Origin of the sequence: Corynebacterium mustelae, from assembly GCF_001020985.1 — a bacterium.
Lineage (GTDB): Bacteria > Actinomycetota > Actinomycetes > Mycobacteriales > Mycobacteriaceae > Corynebacterium > Corynebacterium mustelae.
The window spans coordinates 1,647,303-1,667,066 of the sequence record NZ_CP011542.1 but is presented as its reverse complement, the minus strand read 5'-3'; the positions used below and the strand labels follow the sequence as shown (position 1 = coordinate 1,667,066).

The following is a 19,764-nucleotide window of genomic DNA, read 5'->3' as shown; positions in this document are numbered from 1 at the left end:
CTGATGTGTCAAGTGCCAATAGTTTTTCGGCCACACCACAACTGTCAACGATGTCGCGACTGACCTGTCAACTATCATTCAGAAAACCCCAGAACAGAAATGTCAACTATGTCATGACTCCACACACTGTCAGTCCGACCAATTGTAAAAAGGGCCAAGGTTTCCTTGGCCCTTTTTACATTATTCTTCCCAATCAAAGGTTCGTTCCACTGCCTTATTCCAATCGCGAAATAGCTGTTCCGCAGCAGAATCAGGCATTGCCGGGTTCCAGGATTTACCTACTGAGCATTGTTGTTTAAGCTGATCTAAATTCTCAAAAAAACCAACACCAAGGCCAGCTGCGAAAGCAGCACCTAGTGCAGTAGTTTCAATAATTCGTGGCCGAATGACTTCCATCCGCAAAATGTCAGATTGGAATTGCATCAGCAGTTCGTTTCGGACCATTCCGCCATCTACTTTGAGCTGGGAAATTTCAACTCCGGAATCCGCAACCATGGCATCAACTACTTCACGTGTTTGATAAGCGGTTGCTTCAATCACTGCGCGAGCTAAATGGTGCTTATTAGCAAAACGTGTTAGACCAACAATCACGCCACGAGCATCTGGTCGCCACCGGGGCGCAAATAGCCCAGAAAAAGCAGGAACGATGTAGACACCGCCATTATCCGACACTTGGGCGGCGAATTCCTCAATTTCCTTCGCGCTACCTATAATGCCCAAATTGTCCCGCAACCACTGAACAAGAGCCCCACCCATGGCAACCGACCCCTCAAGCGCGTAAACCGGCTGTTTCCCCTCAATCTGATAGCACACGGTCGTGATAAGTCCGTGTTCGCTCTTTTTGGGTGATTGCCCGGTGTTGAGTAACAAGAATAACCCAGTTCCATAAGTGTTCTTTGCATCGCCAGGTTCAAAGCATGCTTGCCCGAACATTGCCGACTGCTGATCGCCCAGAATTCCGGAAATTGCTACCCCTGCCAAGGTTCCTCGGCCACGTACATGACCAAAAGTCGTGACGCTAGGTTTGATCTCTGGCAACATTGCCAATGGAATTTTCATTTCTGAACAGATCGACTCATCCCATTGCAGAGTTGATAAATCCATCATGAGAGTCCGAGAAGCATTCGTTACGTCGGTTGCGTGAACAGCCTCTACTCCATTGTCGCCTTCGGGCCCACCGGTTAGGTTCCAAAGCAACCAGGTATCAATCGTTCCGAATAATAGATCACCGTTCTCCGCTTGTTCACGAGCACCAGCAACGTTGTCTAAGATCCATCGAATTTTTGGACCAGCTGGGTAGGAATTTAGCCGTAAACCTGTGATATCTCGCCATCGATCGGCTCCGTGGTCTCCAGCCAGTTCTTCACATAGCACGCTGGTTCGTGTATCTTGCCAGACAATTGCGTTGTAGACAGGTAAGCCCGTGTGCTTATTCCAGACGACGGTGGTTTCCCGTTGATTGGTTATGCCAACTGCCGCTATATCTTCCCGAGGTACATTCGCTTCGGCAAGCGCCGCCGCAACCGCACGTCGAGTGTTGTCCCATATTTCTAGCGGGTCGTGCTCCACCCATCCTTTTTGCGGAAAGATTTGCCGATGCTCGAATTGCCCAACACCAACCATGTTGGCTTCTTCATCAAAAACAACACACCGGGTGGATGTGGTGCCTTGGTCGATTGCAGCTACGTATCGTTGGTCACTCATTTAACGATCCTGGCCTGTGTCGATTAGCGGACGCGCGTCGGATGCTTGAGTGGCGATACTATTAGCGGCATCGTCGGTGAGCTCTTTTTCCGCTGCAAGTGTTGCCTCGGTCGCAGTACGGAATTGATTGATCTCTGCGGCAATGTTGTTATCATCCCAGTTCAGGTAAGGGCCAACCAAGCGTGCTACCGATTCCGCCGATCCCACCCCGCGATCGGCGTATTCCATCGATATCCGTAACCGTCGGTGGAGAATGTCTTCCAGATGCAACGCTCCCTCGTGTGTCACGGCGTAAACTGCTTCGGCCTTGAGGTATTGCTCTGCGCCTGGGATGGGTTCCAGCAACGTTGGGTCGTCGTGGGCTGGTGCAAGGACCTCAAATATCAGTGAGCCATACCGACCTAGCAGGTGGTCAACTTGCGCCTCCGAAATTCCCAATCGTAAAGCTAAAGCTGGAATTTGGTTTGCTAGGGCGTGGTATCCATCTGCGCCAAGTAGCGGAGTGTGTTCAGTGACGGAACCGGGAACCTTCTTAGCTATGTCTTCTACCGCTTTATCCACGGCATCTTTTCCGATAACGCGATACGTTGTATATTTTCCTCCCGCCACGGAAACCATGCCGGGTGCAACTCGAGCAACAGCGTGATTGCGGGATAGATTGGTGGTCGAGTCTGATTTGCCACTCAGCAAAGGACGCAGCCCTGAATAAACCCCAACGATATCCTCGTAACGAATGCGTCGACGAACCTTTGCATTAACATGTTCAAGAATATAGTCAATATCAGACCTGGTAGCTGCTGGATTGGCTAGGTTCTTATCCCAATCGGTGTCGGTTGTGCCAATGATCCAGTACTCCCCCCATGGGATAACGAACAGTACTGATTTTTCGGTTACGAAGCACAAGGCAGCATCAGCTTCGAGACAGGATTTCGGCACAACGATGTGAACCCCTTTTGAGGTATGCACGCTGAACTTACCGGAAACACCGGCAAGTTTTTGTAGCTCGTCATTCCACACTCCGGTTGCATTAATGCAGACATCGGAATGAATGGTTGTTTCATCACCGCTGTTGGTGTCTCTTACTGTAACACCAGTTATTCTTTCACCGGTTTTTTCAAATCCCACGACCTGTGTGGAGGAGCGCACAACCGCCCCGAATTCTGCCGCAGTGCGCAGTACCGTCATGGTGTGCCGGGCATCGTCAACAAGAGTGTCGTAATAGCGTACCCCGCCGACTAGCGCGTCATCCCGCAAGCCTGGAGCGATTTTCATCGTTGTCCTATGGCTCAGATGCTTTTGCATCGGAACGCTCTTTGCTCCGCCCATCAGATCGTACAGCATGAAGCCCGATGCCATATACGGCCGTTCCCAGAATCGATGGGTGAGGGGGAAGATAAACCGCAGCGGTTTCACTAGGTGTGGCGCTAAGGTTGACATGGAAAGCTCACGTTCCCGAAGTGACTCTGCAACGAGCCGGAAATCGAGCATGGCCAGATAACGCAACCCACCATGAAACATCTTTGAAGACCTTGATGATGTTCCAGCTGCAAAATCTCGCGCCTCAATTACTGCTACTTTCAACCCTCGTGTGGCCGCGTCTAAAGCCGCACCTGCGCCGACGGAACCACCACCGATAATAACTAGGTCGAAGTGCTCGGTTTCGAACTTTTTCCATGCAGATTCAAAAGATTCTGCATGGAAAGCTGATGAAGTGGAGGTAGCCACTATATTTGCTCCTTCTTTTGGGAGATCTAGTTGAGAGTGGTTGAAATGTTATAACCAAATAAGTTCCATTGTAAGACTTACCCCGATACTTAGGCTATAGAAAACGTTTTGACCTCGCGTTTTAGGGTAATAAACGGCCAAGGTGGCTCGTGTACCAGTTATCCATCCCGGTCTTATATTTTTGAACTACCCTTATTTCTATGAAAAGCTACGCGTCAAGCAGTACGAAAACTAAAGCAACTTTGTGTGCCGTGCTGGCGGCAGCGTTCTATGCAGTTTCGGTGCCGATGTCAAAACTATTCATTGCAGACGTTCGGCCTGCGATGCTGGCAGCGTTTCTCTATCTCGGTGCGGGCGTCGGGATGACTCTTAGCGTCTTTGTACCTTGGATGTTTATAAGGTCTTCCCGCCAGAGCTCACGCGTTGAAGTCACAACAGGGACGGGGCATAGTTCCTGGGAAAAACAAGATCTTCCTTTCGTTCTTGCAATGATAGCTCTCGATATCGCAGCGCCGATCTTGCTAATGTTTGGGGTCTCGTTAACCACTTCGGCAACGGTTTCGCTTCTTAACAACTTTGAAATTGTTGCAACATCAGTGATAGCTTTTGTTGCTTTCAAAGAAGAAGTTTCGCGGCGATTGTGGCTTGCGATCGCGTCAGTTACTGTTTCCAGCATTATTTTAAGTGTCGAAAGTGACGCTAACTTTAGCCTGAATTATGGTGCTATCTTTGTTTTGGCCGCATGCGTGTGTTGGGGAGTAGAAAACAACTGTACAACGCGACTGTCCTCCAAATCACCGCAGCAATTAGTGATAATCAAAGGCATGTTTTCCGGATTAGGATGCTTCGTCGTCGCCAAAATTCTGGCGGAGGAGGTTCCAAACATTGGGATCGTTGCCGGAGCGATGTTCGTTGGCTTCGTCGGTTACGGATTGAGCATTACATTTTATATTTTCGCACAACGAAACTTAGGTGCTGCAAAAACTTCGGCCTATTACGCTATCGCTCCGTTTTTAGGGGTGGCTTTCAGCATGATTATCCTCGGTGAAATTCCTAATTCACAGTTCTGGCTGGCGCTATTAATCATGGTCTGTGCAACGTACCTTATGGTAAAGGATTCGATTGAGTTGCAGCACTCTCACCTGCATTCGCACACGCATACTCACTTCCATTCCCACGGAGATGTTTATCATTGTCATGAACATGCGCATAGCCATTTACACGCTCATACCCACAACAGTGATTCATCGGAAGCTGTACATGATCATGACCACGATTTTCTCAGCGTAGTCCACGATCATTCGGATCATTCGCACTAACGCTTATCGACGCCCACAGCGTCCCTTTAGATCCAGCAAGCGTATCCAAATGTCTCTTTGGGGCGTCGAAAAGCTGGTGTGCTTCCTGACTAAACTCCGTCAGTGCCAATCTTCTTGTCGATCGAATCACGGACCTCATCAATTTTGGCGGATTTATCCTCGCCTAATGCGCCTTTAGCCAGTTCGGATGCCTTATCAAGGATGTGGTCAGAAATTTCCTCTCCCTTGTCGGTATTCAAAATTCCCTTTGCTTTATCCATTAAGCTCATTTGATTTTCCTTTCTGCTTTAACAGCTCATATAAATGTGTGGAGTTGTAACGACTAGTGCCCACTATAGCAGTTGATAATGAATGAAACCTCCGCTAGTAAAGTACCCTTATCGCTGCGCAATCACAGTACAATTCTTTAAACTATGAACTCCGTTTCCGATAAAGATGCACCGCAACCGATTCGCACCATTCCGCCGGTGTCCCGAAAAAACATGCCAAAATTCGTTTCTGATGTGCACCGTAATGAGGCAGCAGGTGCATTTAAAAGCGGAGCTGAGCTTTATCACGATGTCCGCCCTGGCTACCCACCCGAAGTGATAGAACTAATTACTACCGAAAGTAATAGCCCTTACCGAATTCTGGATGTGGGGGCTGGCACCGGAAAACTTACTTCGGCATTAGACACCGTTCTTGGTGACCGCGCTGAAATTTATGCATTAGATCCCAGCATCAACATGTTAAGAACGTTGCTGGACTGCGGCTTTTGTGCATGGCAGGCGACCGCTGAGGTTTCAGCGGCTCAAGACGAGACTTTCGATGTAATTACGTGTGCGCAGACATGGCATTGGGTTGATTCGAGGATTGCTAGCGCAGAATGTGATCGGATCAGTACATCTCACGCCCAGCTATTGCTGGTGTGGAATACCTTGGATGTAAACATTCCCTGGGTGCATCGGTTGAGCAGAATAATGCATTCAGGTGACACTTTAGCCGAGGGCTTCTTTCCATCGGTTCATGCACCGTGGCAGCTTTACGACGAGTTGCGGCTACGGTGGAGTCAGCCAGTCACCCCGGAATTAGTGCATCAGCTAATGCATACTCGGTCATATTGGCTACGATCGACAACAGCTATTCGAGAGAAGATGACTGCAAATCTGCGTTGGTATTTGAATGAACACCTCGGTTTCCAGCCAGATCAGGAAATCCTTCTTCCCTACCGTTGCGATGCGTTCATCTATAGAAAACAAAAATAAAAGAAAAATCTAGAAAAGCTAGATTCCATGAAATCTATCGAAAATATCGAAATGTAAAATCATAACCAAATATGCGCGTATAAAGAAATGTTGGGGTCATCGCTTGTAGCCGACGACCCCAACGGTTTTTTTCTCCTTGAGACACTCTAGAACAGCCAAAGCATTCCTAGGCAATGGCCCTATTTCTTTGACCGACGCTCACGCACGCGAACTGCGATCCGAACCGGAGATCCTTCAAAACCAAACGTCTCCCGGAACTTTCGTTCCAGATAACGACGATAACCAGCATCTAAGAACCCAGTTGTAAAAAGCACCACAACGGGAGGCCTGGTCGACGCTTGCGTTGCGAACAAGACCCGAGGCACCCGGCCACCTTTCATCGGAGGCGGATTTTGGGCGATTGTTGCACGCAACCAGTTATTGAGCTGACCAGTGCTTATTCGTTTATCCCAGCTTTCCAAGGCTTCCAACATATAGGGTTCGAGTCGCTGCAACGCACGCCCGGTCTTAGCCGATATATTGATGCGCTTCACCCACGAAATATGGGCTAGCTGTTGCTCGATTTCTCGTTCTAACTCCCAACGTCGATCCTCATCCATTAAATCCCACTTGTTAAAAACCAGGACCAAAGCTTTACCGGACTCGAGAATCATATTTAATACACGCTGATCTTGCTCCGAAACGGGGTCCGAGCAATCGATCATAAAAATACAAATTTCGGCTGCATCAATGGCATTTCGAGTCCGAAGTGATGCATAGTATTCATGTCCTTGAGCATTCTTGACTTTTTTGCGCAATCCAGCAGTGTCAACGAACTTCCACAGGTGGTTCTCCAGTTTTACTATGGAATCCACTGGGTCGACTGTAGTCCCAGCAACGTTATCGACAACTGAGCGTTCTTCCCCCGCTATTTTGTTCAGCAGCGAAGACTTTCCGACGTTTGGTTTTCCTACTAAGGCTACTCTGCGCGGTCCCTCCGTAATTGATGCTGAACGTGGCTCCTTTGGAAACAGTCGAAGGATTTCATCCAACACGTCTGCTCCACCACGTCCGTGCTGTGCGGACACAGGCCACGGATCACCCAAACCTAACGCATAGAATTCCGCCATATCTGCATATTGACTATCGGAGTCGAATTTATTCGCCACCAGAATAACTGGAACATCGGAGCGTTGAAGTTTCTTTGCCATCACCGAGTCGGTTTCGGTTATTCCGACTTTGGTGTCGACTACCATGACGATAACGTCAGCGGATTCCATTGCGTTTTCCGCCTGACGTGCGATCGCGGCGTGAATACCTTTAACGTTGGGATCCCAACCGCCAGTGTCCTGAACCCAGAAGCGCTGGCCACCCCAATCTGCAAGGTAAGAAATCCGGTCACGGGTTACACCAGGAAAATCCTCGACAACGGCTTCCCGGCGGCCGATAAAACGGTTAACCAGAGTAGATTTTCCTACATTAGGCCGCCCGACTATGGCGACCGTGCAAAGGTTCTCCTCAACATGCCCGTCGGTACCTACCCCAAAAGCTTCTTCAAGTTGTTTCCAGTCTTCTTCGGAGTAGTTTTCGCCGAAATCCGGGTCAGAAAACTCCGATTCGTCAAACGAACCATCATCAAAGACTTCATCTATGTAGTCGTCATAAATATCGCTGCCATTAGAGGTATCAATGTGGCTCTTTTCACTAGAAAAATCAGATTCATCGTGCGAAGATGCAGCCGAGTTTACGCTTTCGCTCATTTTTCTGTTGTCCCTTTCGCCGATTGTTCTACTAGCTCGATAATGACGTCTAACACCTCGTCAAGACTCAACTCCGAAGTATCGATTACAACGGCGTCTTCCGCAGGCCGTAACGGGTTAAGGGGACGGGAAGAATCCAGCGCATCTCGCCGAACAACATCAGCAAGGACGGATTCATAAATAACGTTTCGGCCGGCCGCTTGGTCTTGTGTAAATCTCCGGTGGGCCCGAACTTCGGCAGATGCCGTGAGATAGATCTTCAAAGGAGCGTCGACTAGCACGTTCGTTCCGATGTCCCGGCCGTCAACAATACACCTGCCAGCCTCGGCTACCAATGAACGCTGTAAATCCACTAGATTTTCGCGAACCTCCGGAACAGCAGATACCGCTGAAACAAAACGAGTCACGTCTTCATCTCGGATCTCAATCGAGACATCGGCGCCGCCCAGTAATACCGACTTGGAATCCGGATCATCCGCCACAGAAACCGGAAGATTCTTTGTAGCCTCAGCTACCGCTGCAGCATCATGGGGGTTGATCCCAGAATCCAGCACATGGAGTGTCGCAACACGATACATAGCGCCCGTATCGAGATATTTAGCACCAAAATGTTTCGCCACAGCGCGGCAGACAGTAGATTTTCCCGCGCCAGACGGGCCGTCTACAGCAACGATTAGACCACCATCAGTATTTTCCAGTTCCAATGCCGAAGAGTTTGTGATTGCTGTCATTACATCTCCACCACCTTATACAAGCTTGTTAGTTCGCTGTCGTTTAGTGCTCGGATCGTGCCGGGCTTTTGCTCACCAAGCTGAACGGTATGCAGCTTTGTGCGAACCAGACGCTGAACAGGATAACCAGCGGCCTTGAGCATTCGTCGTACAATGTGCTTGCGACCTTCATGCAACTCAACCCGAACCAAAGACTTTCCTTGATGGATGTCAATTATTTGCACGTAATCCGCTTTGGCAATTCCATCCTCCAATTCGATGCCATTACGCAACTGGCGAACGATACCTTTATCAACTTCACCCAAAACGGTAGCCAAATAAGTTTTGGAAACTTCGTATTTAGGGTGCATCAACCTGTTAGCCAATTCGCCATCATTAGTTAGCAAAATCAGCCCTTCGGTATCTGCATCAAGGCGTCCGACATGAAACAGACGTTGCCCGGAAACTACCCGCTCGGATATCAAATCGCCGATACAGGGCCGTCCCAACTCATCACTCATTGTCGAATGCACGCCTCGGGGTTTGTTCAAAACGAAATACTGAAAATTCTCGTTAACGTTGACACGCACTCCATCAACTCGGATCACATCAGTACTGGGATTCACTCGAACCCCTTGGCGCCGAATTTTCTTGCCGTTTACTTCGACGCGGCCTGCGTCAATGAGGATTTCTGCGTGACGACGAGATGCCACACCAGCTTGCGCCAAAACCTTTTGCAGCCGAACCCCCTCCGACTGTTCAGAGGACGAATCGAAACTGTCTGCTGCACGGTGCTCTGAGACATATTGCTTTCGTGCCGGGCGTGCATTTGAAATCAGAATATCCGCCGAACGTTGTCTCTTCTGTTTTACGGGCTTATTCCCACTTAACTTCTTCTTAGTGGCCTTGCCTTGAGTTTTTCGGCTACGGTTGCCTTCCGGTGTGCCGTCACGGCGAGCGGGTGGAGTCACTATGCTTCCTATCAAATAAAATATGCGGTTATAAACACGATTACTCTAGTCTACGTGACACAGAAAAGCTAAAGCCGTAGAGGAGTACCGATCAAGGATGCCAACAACCATCTTTTTACTGGTCATGGCAGCTCAAATTCGTCAATAGAATCAATTTCTGGAAGTAACGGCGCTAAGTCAGGCAATCTTTCAAGAGAGTCGATGCCGAGAAGCTCCAAAAACAGCTCCGTTGTCTCGTAACGATGTGCTCCTGAAATCGGTTCCGTGTCGACCTCCCGAATAAGCCCGCGCAATGCTAACGTACGCATCACTCCGTCGACGTTAACACCTCGAACTGCAGACACTTGGGCGCGTGTTGCAGGTTGGCGGTAAGCGACAACAGCAAGTGTCTCTAATGCCGCCCGCGATAGTTTCGATTGGGTACCATCAAGCAAAAACTTTTCAACTACTGGCGCATTGGTTTGGCGAGTGTACAGCCGCCATCCATCGGATGTTTCGCGTAGATCCATACCACTGCCCCGATCGTTTAATTCCTTTTGGATACTACGAAGTTGGCTAAGCACCGTTTCCGGCTGACTTTCAGTGGCAGAAGCCAAAGCCGTAACCGTCGTAGGGTTATCCACAACAAGAAGTATCGACTCTAGTTGTGATCGCAACGGCGAAATCGTTGATTCTTCGGATTCAGCAGACATGAAAAGATTTTCTCCAGGGAATATGTTGGCTGTTAGCTTACCGCCAATAGATTAATGATTGCGACTGACATCAATGTTTTGATAATGTGCCCGCTTCGCTTTCGCCCCTATGATCTGCCTATCGACGTCGAAAAGCACTTCATCCAAGATTGCAGGGTCAACATAACGCTCGCGACGCGCAGAAAGCAGTTCCTTTTGGGCAGCCTCCAACGCTTCTAAATGTGTCTCCTGCATAATCGATCGAATCTGCAGTAGCCGCTCGCGACGTTTTTCTGGTGGCAGTCTCTCATCTTCAAAATCTTCCAAATGTGATACTTCATCGAAGCGCGTCATCATAGCTTGAGCACGCCCTTGTCCAATTTCATCCGCCCGGGAAAGAATGTGCTCGTATGCGGCCTGCCGAGCCCGATTTACCAATTCCTCCCTAGCAATATCACCAAACGCATCGGGGCCTGCATCTAAGGACAGCCGTTTCATCAACCACGGAAGGGTTAAACCAGGAATAACCATGGTAATAAACACCACAACCAAGGCGATCACTGGTAATTCATGATACAAGCCAAAACCTGAAGTAACCGGGATAGACAATACTAAGGCCAACGTCACTAACCCGCGCATTCCTGCCCATGTCAATAACAAAACTTCTTGCAGCCTAAGTGGGGCACCACATCTACGATTAAAGTGCTTATTAACCCGATAAATGACCCAGAACCAAAGCCCGCGAACCACGATTGCGACGACAGATAGTACAAGGCCAAGCCACACAGCATTCCACAAATCGGAACCAACTTCGACGATAGCGTCGCGCACCATAATTCCGATTAAGCCGAAAGCCAAGCCAGTAAACAACATTTCGACAATTTCCCAGAAAGCCGTACCAGACAACCGGTCCTCTGCCTCAACATCCACACGAGAGTTAAATTCAATTGCAGCAATAACGATTGCTACCACCCCAGACGCATGAAACGCTTCGGCAGCAAGAAAAGTTGCAAATGGAATAACCCACGTAAAAGCATTACGCGCAACCGAAGAAGTCATCCACCCTGTTAACCGAGCCGCCGAAATACCGATCAACCAGCCGATCAAAATGGCAACACCTGCGGAGTAAATAAACGTCAAGATCGCTTGCCACCATGTCACTGAATTTCCCTGAACCAATACACTTAAGCCCAGGTTAAAAACAAGAATCGAAGCGGCGTCATTAAACAGACCCTCAGTCTGCAGTGTATTTGTCAACCTGCGAGGTACCCCTGCGGGTTCAGCAACAGCATCAACTGCAACTGGATCAGGAGGGGAAACTGCGGCACCGATAACGATCGCACCAGCTAACGACAACGCAGGAACCAAAAGGTAGGCTGTAACACCTACTGCGAATGCTGTTACAAGTACCAATAACACGGACAACAACATTATCGAGCGCCAATGATGTCTAATCTGGGCCCACGACGTTCGGCGAGCTAGGGCCCATAACAACGGCGGAATAAACACCGGCAACATCAGTTCACTATCAATATGAACCTGCGGAATGCCTGGAATAAAAATGGCTCCCGCTGCAAGAATAGTGAGCAAAACAGGCCACGGTAGCCCCCACCGATCACCAATAGCAACCATTATTACTGTGGCAAATAGCAATCCAATAAGACCCACCATTATTTCCATCGTGTTAATTCCTTAAATGCCATCGGTTAAAACCATCATGTTGTATAAGCGGTATTAAGTGTAGCGACCATCTTTCAATTACTGCTATCAGAAAACACGGGCACGCTAATGGCGTGTTTTCACCAATGCTCCGGAAGGAAGATGGTTCGAGTAGCCTGCGCAAAGGCTTCCTCTCCTAACGCACCAACACCGTCATTTAAGCTCCCCAAAAACGGCACACCAGTTGCTTTGGACACTTCCATTAACCTCAACCTGGTACGCAAGTCGGCGCCTGCTGGCAATTTACCACCAAGCAATCCTTCTACTCGCGCACCGCACGAATGCGCAAACCTCACAGCGGCCACGGCAAGGTCAACCGCTCCCGGATCCATACCCGAAACCACCACTAGCGGAGCGTCCAACCGGTTCGCAATATGCGCTATTGTGGCTGAACCTCGCAACGGCACACTCAACCCACCTGAGCCTTCGACGACAACTGTTCGCCCGTTTTTAACTAGATCTCTAATCCGGTCAAGTGGACTAGGGTCGTCCGAGAAATCCACACCAGAAATCCCTGTAAGTTTTTTAATTGTTCCGATGTCCATTTGTACATGCGGCTTTTGCAATCGTGCTACCTTCACCGGGATGACATTGCGACCTCGATCTTGCAAAACCCGAACAATTGCAGCAGCTGCGGTAGTTTTTCCTACTCCTGATGCCAAACCAGACACCACAATTATCCCCATGACTCACTCCGCACTTTAAACCAGTCCACATTTATTGATATTGATCGGACTGAACCGGGCCTTGCTCAGTTACAATCTTATATTTAGCTCAAGAGAATCTGGGAATCGGATTTACGCTATTGCCAATTGCTAGCCGCCACAACAGCAGGATCAACATCCAATCCAGTCCATTTCACGCGAAGTTCCCCCAAAGATTCTTCTTGTTCAATACCAATAGCTTGTGCCTTGTATAACTCAAGTAACGCAAGAAACCTACCAACTACCTGCATAGAAGCAGTGCAGTCTCTCGTTAAAGCGTTAAAGTTCAACCATGTATGAGGCCCCATTAATCGCAACAAATCAAGAATCTTACCCGCCTGCTCCGGCACCGACACCGCGACCGTGTGAATATGATCCACCCCAACAACCTCAGGCGGCTTCGGGCGGAAAACCCCGGCAGCAACCTGCGCAAAACTCGCTGGGCTATGCCCCAAGGTCACCGGTGGAAGCAAATTAGCAAATTGATCCTCCATACCAACTGCTCGAGGATACCGAGCCTGAGCCTGAGTTTGCCATCTAGCAAATAGATCAGCGACTTGCTTATAAGCTTTATACTGAAGCAATCGGGCAAAGAGAAGATCCCGAGTTTCTAACAAGGCTAGATCTTCTTCACTGTCTACTTCACCGCGCGGAACTAAGCGGGCAGCTTTTAAATCTAAAAGCGTCGCTGCAACCACAAGGAATTCCGTCACCTCGTCGAGATCCGCTGACTCACCAAGAGCTTTTGTATATGCCACAAAATCGTCTGTCACTTGTGCCAACGCCACATCTGTGATGTCCATTTTCTTAGCAGAAATCAGCTGCAATAACAGATCGAAAGGCCCCTCAAAGTTATTCAAAACGATCCGAAAACCGGTTATCTCTGGCTGCGCTGACGCATTCTCCTGTTCTCCAGACGACGTAGAATCATCTGATTTCACACCCATGGGCAGACTATTCCTTGCGATTACGGACATAAATTTAAACGGAGTCTAAGCCTTACTATCCGTTGGTGCGTTCCAACACTTCCCTGGCAAGTTGGCGATACTGTTGCGCGCCGGGGGAGGAAGGTGCCCACATGATGATTGGTTCGCCTGCCACTGACGTTTCCGGAAACCGGACAGTGCGGGTAATTACGGTGTCAAAAACTAATTCATCGAAGACCTCCACAACCCGAGACATAACTTCACGGGCATGTGAAGTCCGACGGTCAAACATGGTCACCAAAATACCTATTATCTCAAGGTTAAAATTAAGGCGATCACGAACTTTTTCAACCGTATCTGTCAACAGCGCCAATCCGCGAAGCGAAAAATATTCACATTCCATGGGAATGAGAACACCATGGGAACACGCCAACGCATTGACCGTCAATAACCCAAGCGATGGCTGGCAATCCAGAATAATAAAGTCGTAGTCCTTCATTACTGGCCGGAGAGCCCGAGCAAGAGTTTGCTCACGACCTACTTCGTTAACTAATTGTATTTCCGCAGCAGAAAGGTCGATGTTTGCCGGCACCAAATCTAGACCAGGCACGCCAGTTTTATGAATTGCGTTATGGATCGACGTACTCGGGTCTACCAGCAAGTTGTAGACAGTTAGATCTAGTTCGTTGTATGCAACCCCTAAGCCAGCTGAAAGAGCACCTTGTGGATCCAAATCCACAAGCAGAACTTTGCGGCCAGCTTCCGCCAAACAGGCACCAAGGTTGATCGTTGAAGTAGTTTTCCCAACGCCGCCTTTTTGGTTACACATGCTCACAATCTTCGCTGGGCCGTGGTGGTCAAGCGGTCGTGGCTCTGGGAATTCACGTAACGGGCGACCGGTCAGTCCGACCTCCTGCTCGGGGTTTTCCTTCTTGCCCGAGTTTGTCATGACAATCCCTCTTCCTTGACTAAGATCGCTACTTGTTGGTTATTTTAGCTTTTCGGCTTCCCTACAACCATGTTGACATACCGACCAATGTCGGAATGAATGACACAATTGTAATTTTGAATCTGCCCGCTTGAAAGTCTAGCGTGAATCCACCACCGGTACGGTAGCCCAGCATAGGTCAAGCCCCCAGACTTTAACTGCGATCAGGTTAAAACATCTGGGGGCCAGAATCCCATAGCCGCTATATGGGAAAAATTAGCGGCGAATAAACTTATTCACAAAGTGGGCAAATCCACCAATGGTTGCAAGCAATGCACCAACAACGATTACTGCAATTGCCGCAATGCCTGCGATAATGCCGGTACGGGCTTCTTTAGGCAATTTGCTATTATCGGAAGACAACTGCTCTTTGCCAATCCCCGCGAGGGTGGAGGATCCATTCTTAGCGATCGAGGAAAGGTTACCGAGACCAACCGCAGTGTGGCCTTTTTCCCGCTCCGGGTCACGACCTTCTTTATTTTTGCAACCGGTGAAGTTGTCGGAGTGAGTTACCCGAATGAAGACCTTGACTGCCTTTTTGCTTTTAACTTCCGCATCTGGCTTCTCGGCATCTCCTGACGGCGCAGCCGCTTCGGCTCCAGCATCCGAATCGGCCTGGGTTTCAACTGAAGCTTCGCCTGTAGCGCCGGCCTCAGCTGCAGCTTGCTTGCCGCCCGGCTGAGAGCTTTCAGCACCATTATCCGCCTTATCTCCTGATTCCTCAGCAGGTGCTTTTGGTGTTTCTGGCTTAGCTTCAGGTACTTCTTCAGTTCCAATAATTTCAATGTAGAACGGGTTATCTGGTTTAGCTTTGAAATCCACGGAGATTGTACGGTCGGACTCATTGAGCTTAAACTCTGCGTTCTCAATCAAATTGCCATCAACGTCAATGACCCGAAACTCAAGTCCGTCAAGAATACGGCTGATTCCATCGATCGACTTCACTCCCAGTCCAGTGATTAGAGAAGCTAGATCGCGGACACCGAGATTGATGGTAACGCCAGTGTCGGTAACCTTTACCCGATCCTTGCCGACGACAAAGAAAGTTGCGCCGCTGTTATCGATTGGTTCTGCAGCCATACGGCCTGGAACGCATTGAACTTCGGCATTAGGCATTCCAGCATCCTGTGCGTGTGCGGCGACAACGCTTGACGATGTTGCAACAGCTGCAGAAAGCACGATTGCCATGAGCCTGTGGCGTGCAGTGGACATATGAATCTCCTTAAAGAACCCTCCGGCCGATCCGGAGGTTATGCCTCAGTATTTTTATATAGATTTTTAAGCTTCGCAGCTTTTTGCCCCATGGGGGTAACGGCAAATATTAACCCTACTCTTGGATTCACGCGTGTCCTGCGCTCACAAAACGGCTCTCTATACGGAAAATTCGAATGGAATTACCCCCAAATTGAACACAGTATTTGCGCTACACTCCCCTATTGGGAAAGGCTCAGTGCCCAACATGTCCCCCTCAAAGCCACTCAATCAGTGAGGGAAATATCTATAAAAAATAAAATAATAAGTTTGGCAACGCGCATTAAGCACGTGGGTGGGCAGTAGCCCAAACTGAGCGGAGATTTTCAGCTGTTATGTGTGTATAGATTTGGGTAGTAGTCACCGATGAATGACCTAAAAGTTCCTGCACAACTCGCACATCAGCTCCCCCTTCCAACATGTGGGTTGCGAAGCTGTGCCGAAGGGTATGCGGCGATATCTTCTTCGTTATCCCTGCACGGTCCGCAGAATTTTTAATGATTGTCCATGCACTTTGACGTGACAATGAGCCACCACGTTTATTGAGGAACAATGCATGTGATGCCCCGGTCGCTAGAACTGGTCGACCCCGCACGAGATATTGGTCAATAGCTGCCCGTGCTAGCGAACCAACCGGAACTAACCGTTGTTTATTGCCTTTACCAGTTATCCGAAGAAATTCTTCGGCAAAGTTGAAATCATCGACGCTAAGCCCCATTATTTCACCTATGCGGGCGCCGCTTCCATAGAGCAATTCAAGCAACGCGCGATCACGAAGCTCGGTAGGACCAGCGTACTCACCATTCGGAATAGACTCGATGAGTTTAGCAACCTCACTTATGCTCAACGTATCGGGCAAATGGCGTCCAGTACTTGGCGGAGAAACCTCCGAAGCAACATCGACAGACAACTTTCCCTCGGTCAACCCAAATTTGTGCAGTCCTCGAACCACTATCAACGCTCTGGCAACAGAACTTGCCGCCAGTGGTTTTCTTCCTTCGGCTTCATCTCCACGACGAAGATCCGCCACGTAACTTTCGATATGGTTTGTGGACACAGCCCCGAGGTCATCAATGCCAAGAGATTCCAACCATGTTGTATATCGTTGCAGATCGCGCCGATAGTTACTTAGAGTGTTGGTGCTAGCCCCTTTTTCGACGTTTAAATGCATCAACCACTCTACGGCAAGATCATTCGGATTAATCACGAACAACCTGTTTCATGTCGCCCAACAACCCTTGCGCTTGGCGTCGGCTGGATAATGCTGTTGGCCGCAAGGCGAAATCACAATCATATTCCCGGGGCTGTGCGTTGTGGGATAATACGTTGTTTGCGCACATTATCCCGGCAACAGCAGTGAGATTATGAATTTTTCCATTCATTACCATCTCAACCGCTTCCACAAGGGGAACCCATTCGTTTTCCATGTCAAGCTCTTCGTGCTGCCGATTAGGCTGCTGCACGGAGAACAAGTCCGTGGCTAGATAGATCCGTACCGCTTCATCGCAAAAACCAGGACTGTTGATGCCGTCAACCAGCACTGCCCAGTTTCGAGCACCGATTCCCGCTTCTTCTTTTAGTTCTCGCTGTGCACACACGAGGGGATCTTCATTGGCGATATCCAACAATCCGGCAGGTAATTCCCACAATCGAGTTTTCACCGCGTGCCGATATTGACGCACCATCGCTATATTGTTTCCGTCGTAGGCGACGATGGCGACTGCCCCAAAGTGTTCGACAATTTCTCGGTGACTTGTAGTGCCATCTGGCATCGTCACTTCATCGCGGCGAAGCGCGAGGATTGAATTCTCGGCAACAAGCCGTGAATTTATCACTTCATATTCAAAAGCCATGGTCGTAGTTCATCCTTCCCGTCTATTTCACTCGGTAAGAATTTTTGGTGAGGGCGCAGCTGCATCGGCGCTTGCCGCAGAACCATAGGCGCCTGCGTTTCCACCAATTTGTTCCGCAGTTGCCAAAACTGCCGCAATAAGACCCAGGCTACGATCTATCGAATCAACGGTTGACACATTATCCCGAACCGGCTGATTTGCTCGAATCTTACCAATCGCACCTGTATCACTGGCACTATGAATGCGACCCGCAACCACGAATCCCCCACTGCGCTGGTCGAAAGCTGCAGCAAAGGCAGCCTGACTGGTCTCGGTAAATCCGTCGTCGGCAACACCACTACCATCGCCTATGAGCAAGATAGCGGCATCCGCAGGCTGCACCGTCCCTTTTTCATATTCGATAAACCCGGCATCCTGTAATGCTGTCAATCCAAGTTCTCGTTCTTCTTCAGTCGCCTGGGGTTGACCGGTTTCCGGATTAAGCATCAAAGTCGAGCCTAAGGATTCTCCCGAGTGTGTACCAGGATCGAGTTTATCCTCTGAAAGCTTCGCACCTGCTGGCAACGTATTAGACACTACGTTTTTTATTCCGTCGGCACCTTGTTGGCTGAAAAATGTTTCCTTTAGCGTGATAGTACCTACATTTTCCACTCCGGCTGACTTAAGCAATTCATCGAGCTTTTTCGCGTCTTCATCATTAGCGTCTGCAGCGCGAAGAACCACAATTGTCTTTCCGGAAAGACTATTTTTCACCGCTGGCTCAGAAACTGCTTGTATGAACGAATCTGCACTATTCGCCTGGGCTTCCGCAACACGTGCGGACTCCTGAGCCATATCGCGTTCGGTTGATAGGAAGTTTAAGGATTGGTTGAAACCACCCGCAAGGTTAGGTGACAAAACAAACGTGCTGAATGCCACACCACCCGCTAGTCCTAGCGCAATGCCAGCAATAAGAATACTGCTTCGACCCTTTTTCATTGTTTATTCTGCCTTTCCAGAACTGAATAGCCCTTGGAACCAGATTGCGACGTTGTTCCATGTGTCAACCAAGTTTTCGCTAAATGACCCATCGCCTGAACTTCCCGCAATAGCAACAATTGTCGCCACAGCGACCAAGATTCCTAATAAGGCCCAGAGCCAGCCAATGCTTCCCGAACTACGTAGCATGTAGAGGTTGGAAATCGCGGAGGCATCGACAAGGCGAGGACCGAGCTTAGTACGCGACAGCAATGCCGATGGACTCGCATTATCTGCTTGCGCAAATAACTGGTCAAGAGTGACCGGAGCACCAATATTCACAACAATCTGGGCCTCGTGATAGTCAGCAAGCAATAGTGCTAAATCTGTTGAGTTTTCAACAGCTGACGGAAAAGTCATCGCACCTATACCAAGATCTTGAATACGTTCTAAACCCGGAGCGTGTCCGTCTGGATCGGCGGGTAACACAACCCGGGCACCACTTCGTAGTGCTTCCGCACCGATGTTTGAGGGATCGCCGACAATGAAATCGGGTTTATAACCCATTTCCACCAGTGTGTCGGCGGCGCTATCGACGCCGATAATTGCGGGTTCAAATTCCCGAATGAAATTACGCAACTCTTTTAGCTGGTTTTGATAACCCGAACCAGGGCTAACGACAACTACTTTGCGCTCGCGTAATGCTTCCCCCACTTCGGGCACCCCTAATCCGTCGATAAGCAACGGCGCCTCGGAATGAATAAATTGGATAGTGTTTCCAAAAAACGCTTCCATGTAGTCAACCAGATGTTGCTGAGCTTCAACAAAGGTTGATTCGGCTTCTGTCTGTGAAACTACGTGACCAGATGCGATTAACTTCTCGCCGTAGAACAATTGACCGTCATCGGTCAGCCTGGCTTTCTTGCCGTCTTTAAGCGGAAGCCATACTTCAGCGCCAACCGCCTCCACCAAAGTAATACCTGCTTCAAGTAACATTTGGGGACCAAAGTTAGGCAAGGAACCTGTGCTAAATTTGGCGGCATTAACAACGGCCGCGGGGCGGGCGTCGATAAGGCGTTGTGCCATGGCCCTAGAAATATCTGGGGCATCGATGATGGCGAAATCACCCTGTGATAGGCGCTTGAACCCTTTTCCATTTGTGGAAAGATCACGAGTCACACCTTGTACGCCAGGTAGATCAGAAGAACGGGAGAACAGACTCATGGGCACTATTGTTGCGGCTTAGAATCCGAAAATGTGGTAGCCACGCAGGAAAGACGCCA

At 49.2% G+C, this 19,764-nt stretch carries 18 protein-coding genes; 2 read left to right on the top strand and 16 right to left on the bottom strand.

The window, feature by feature from the left end; translation table 11 throughout:
- Positions 1 to 180 precede the first annotated feature (180 nt).
- On the bottom strand, positions 181 to 1,704 hold the full coding sequence (glpK, locus tag CMUST_RS07620) for a glycerol kinase GlpK (protein WP_047262014.1): 1,524 nt from the start codon (positions 1,702 to 1,704) through the stop codon (positions 181 to 183).
- The gene (locus tag CMUST_RS07615) at positions 1,705 to 3,429 is read right to left on the bottom strand and encodes a glycerol-3-phosphate dehydrogenase/oxidase (RefSeq protein WP_047262013.1); all 1,725 of its coding nucleotides are present in this window, start codon (positions 3,427 to 3,429) and stop codon (positions 1,705 to 1,707) included.
- A 200-nt stretch (positions 3,430 to 3,629) separates the two neighbouring features.
- On the opposite strand from CMUST_RS07615, the gene CMUST_RS07610 reads away from it, so the two are divergent.
- Positions 3,630 to 4,748 (top strand): DMT family transporter, encoded by a 1,119-nt coding sequence (locus CMUST_RS07610; RefSeq protein WP_047262012.1) that lies wholly within the window; start codon positions 3,630 to 3,632, stop codon positions 4,746 to 4,748.
- Positions 4,749 to 4,837: 89 nt separating this feature from the next.
- Here CMUST_RS07610 and CMUST_RS07605 read toward each other — a convergent pair whose 3' ends face one another.
- Positions 4,838 to 5,017, bottom strand: a complete 180-nt coding sequence (locus CMUST_RS07605) for an antitoxin (protein ID WP_047262011.1) — start codon at positions 5,015 to 5,017, stop codon at positions 4,838 to 4,840.
- A gap of 144 nt (positions 5,018 to 5,161) precedes the next feature.
- Here CMUST_RS07605 and CMUST_RS07600 point away from each other — a divergent pair, with 144 nt between their 5' ends.
- Positions 5,162 to 5,992, top strand: a complete 831-nt coding sequence (locus CMUST_RS07600; protein ID WP_047262010.1) for a class I SAM-dependent methyltransferase — start codon at positions 5,162 to 5,164, stop codon at positions 5,990 to 5,992.
- Positions 5,993 to 6,171: 179 nt separating this feature from the next.
- On the opposite strand, the gene der is transcribed toward CMUST_RS07600, so the two are convergent.
- From der to steA, 13 genes are all read right to left on the bottom strand, one after another.
- Positions 6,172 to 7,731: a ribosome biogenesis GTPase Der gene (gene der, locus CMUST_RS07595; RefSeq protein WP_047262009.1), complete on the bottom strand. Its 1,560-nt coding sequence runs from the start codon at positions 7,729 to 7,731 to the stop codon at positions 6,172 to 6,174.
- Positions 7,728 to 8,462 (bottom strand): (d)CMP kinase, encoded by a 735-nt coding sequence (cmk, locus tag CMUST_RS07590; RefSeq protein ID WP_047262008.1) that lies wholly within the window; start codon positions 8,460 to 8,462, stop codon positions 7,728 to 7,730. The genes der and cmk overlap by 4 nt, the downstream gene beginning before the upstream one ends.
- A complete protein-coding gene (locus CMUST_RS07585) occupies positions 8,462 to 9,412 on the bottom strand; it encodes a pseudouridine synthase (RefSeq protein WP_047262007.1) in 951 nt (316 codons plus the stop codon). The genes cmk and CMUST_RS07585 overlap by 1 nt, the downstream gene beginning before the upstream one ends.
- 122 nt (positions 9,413 to 9,534) lie before the next feature.
- Positions 9,535 to 10,104, bottom strand: coding sequence for an SMC-Scp complex subunit ScpB (gene scpB, locus CMUST_RS07580; protein WP_047262006.1), 570 nt, complete (start codon positions 10,102 to 10,104; stop codon positions 9,535 to 9,537).
- 51 nt (positions 10,105 to 10,155) lie between these two features.
- Entirely contained in the window at positions 10,156 to 11,763 is a 1,608-nt protein-coding gene (locus CMUST_RS07575) for a cation:proton antiporter (RefSeq protein WP_047262005.1), read from the bottom strand.
- A 119-nt stretch (positions 11,764 to 11,882) separates the two neighbouring features.
- A complete protein-coding gene (bioD, locus tag CMUST_RS07570) occupies positions 11,883 to 12,488 on the bottom strand; it encodes an ATP-dependent dethiobiotin synthetase BioD (protein WP_047262004.1) in 606 nt (201 codons plus the stop codon).
- A 116-nt stretch (positions 12,489 to 12,604) separates the two neighbouring features.
- Entirely contained in the window at positions 12,605 to 13,453 is an 849-nt protein-coding gene (locus CMUST_RS07565; protein WP_047262003.1) for a segregation and condensation protein A, read from the bottom strand.
- A gap of 55 nt (positions 13,454 to 13,508) precedes the next feature.
- Entirely contained in the window at positions 13,509 to 14,381 is an 873-nt protein-coding gene (locus tag CMUST_RS07560; RefSeq protein WP_047262002.1) for a ParA family protein, read from the bottom strand.
- Positions 14,382 to 14,636: 255 nt separating this feature from the next.
- A complete protein-coding gene (locus tag CMUST_RS07555; RefSeq protein WP_047262001.1) occupies positions 14,637 to 15,632 on the bottom strand; it encodes a hypothetical protein in 996 nt (331 codons plus the stop codon).
- Between the two features lie 322 nt (positions 15,633 to 15,954).
- Positions 15,955 to 16,875, bottom strand: coding sequence for a site-specific tyrosine recombinase XerD (xerD, locus tag CMUST_RS07550; RefSeq protein ID WP_236690196.1), 921 nt, complete (start codon positions 16,873 to 16,875; stop codon positions 15,955 to 15,957).
- Complete coding sequence (locus CMUST_RS07545) at positions 16,871 to 17,524, bottom strand: NUDIX domain-containing protein (RefSeq protein ID WP_047262000.1); 654 nt, start codon at positions 17,522 to 17,524, stop codon at positions 16,871 to 16,873. The genes xerD and CMUST_RS07545 overlap by 5 nt, the downstream gene beginning before the upstream one ends.
- Before the next feature lie 27 nt (positions 17,525 to 17,551).
- Complete coding sequence (locus CMUST_RS07540) at positions 17,552 to 18,502, bottom strand: copper transporter (protein WP_047261999.1); 951 nt, start codon at positions 18,500 to 18,502, stop codon at positions 17,552 to 17,554.
- Positions 18,503 to 18,505: 3 nt separating this feature from the next.
- The gene (gene steA / locus CMUST_RS07535) at positions 18,506 to 19,714 is read right to left on the bottom strand and encodes a putative cytokinetic ring protein SteA (RefSeq protein WP_236690195.1); all 1,209 of its coding nucleotides are present in this window, start codon (positions 19,712 to 19,714) and stop codon (positions 18,506 to 18,508) included.
- Between the last annotated feature and the right edge of the window lie 50 nt (positions 19,715 to 19,764).

Coding starts and splice junctions, on each gene's coding strand:
- CMUST_RS07555 (WP_047262001.1), bottom strand. CDS start 15,632: ATGTCCACTGCACGCCACAGGCTCATGGCAATCGTGCTTTCTGCAGCT.
- CMUST_RS07545 (WP_047262000.1), bottom strand. CDS start 17,524: ATGGCTTTTGAATATGAAGTGATAAATTCACGGCTTGTTGCCGAGAAT.
- glpK (WP_047262014.1), bottom strand. CDS start 1,704: ATGAGTGACCAACGATACGTAGCTGCAATCGACCAAGGCACCACATCC.
- der (WP_047262009.1), bottom strand. CDS start 7,731: ATGAGCGAAAGCGTAAACTCGGCTGCATCTTCGCACGATGAATCTGAT.
- CMUST_RS07575 (WP_047262005.1), bottom strand. CDS start 11,763: ATGGAAATAATGGTGGGTCTTATTGGATTGCTATTTGCCACAGTAATA.
- cmk (WP_047262008.1), bottom strand. CDS start 8,462: ATGACAGCAATCACAAACTCTTCGGCATTGGAACTGGAAAATACTGAT.
- CMUST_RS07600 (WP_047262010.1), top strand. CDS start 5,162: ATGAACTCCGTTTCCGATAAAGATGCACCGCAACCGATTCGCACCATT.
- CMUST_RS07540 (WP_047261999.1), bottom strand. CDS start 18,502: ATGAAAAAGGGTCGAAGCAGTATTCTTATTGCTGGCATTGCGCTAGGA.
- scpB (WP_047262006.1), bottom strand. CDS start 10,104: ATGTCTGCTGAATCCGAAGAATCAACGATTTCGCCGTTGCGATCACAA.
- CMUST_RS07560 (WP_047262002.1), bottom strand. CDS start 14,381: ATGACAAACTCGGGCAAGAAGGAAAACCCCGAGCAGGAGGTCGGACTG.
- CMUST_RS07610 (WP_047262012.1), top strand. CDS start 3,630: ATGAAAAGCTACGCGTCAAGCAGTACGAAAACTAAAGCAACTTTGTGT.
- CMUST_RS07605 (WP_047262011.1), bottom strand. CDS start 5,017: ATGAGCTTAATGGATAAAGCAAAGGGAATTTTGAATACCGACAAGGGA.
- bioD (WP_047262004.1), bottom strand. CDS start 12,488: ATGGGGATAATTGTGGTGTCTGGTTTGGCATCAGGAGTAGGAAAAACT.
- CMUST_RS07565 (WP_047262003.1), bottom strand. CDS start 13,453: ATGGGTGTGAAATCAGATGATTCTACGTCGTCTGGAGAACAGGAGAAT.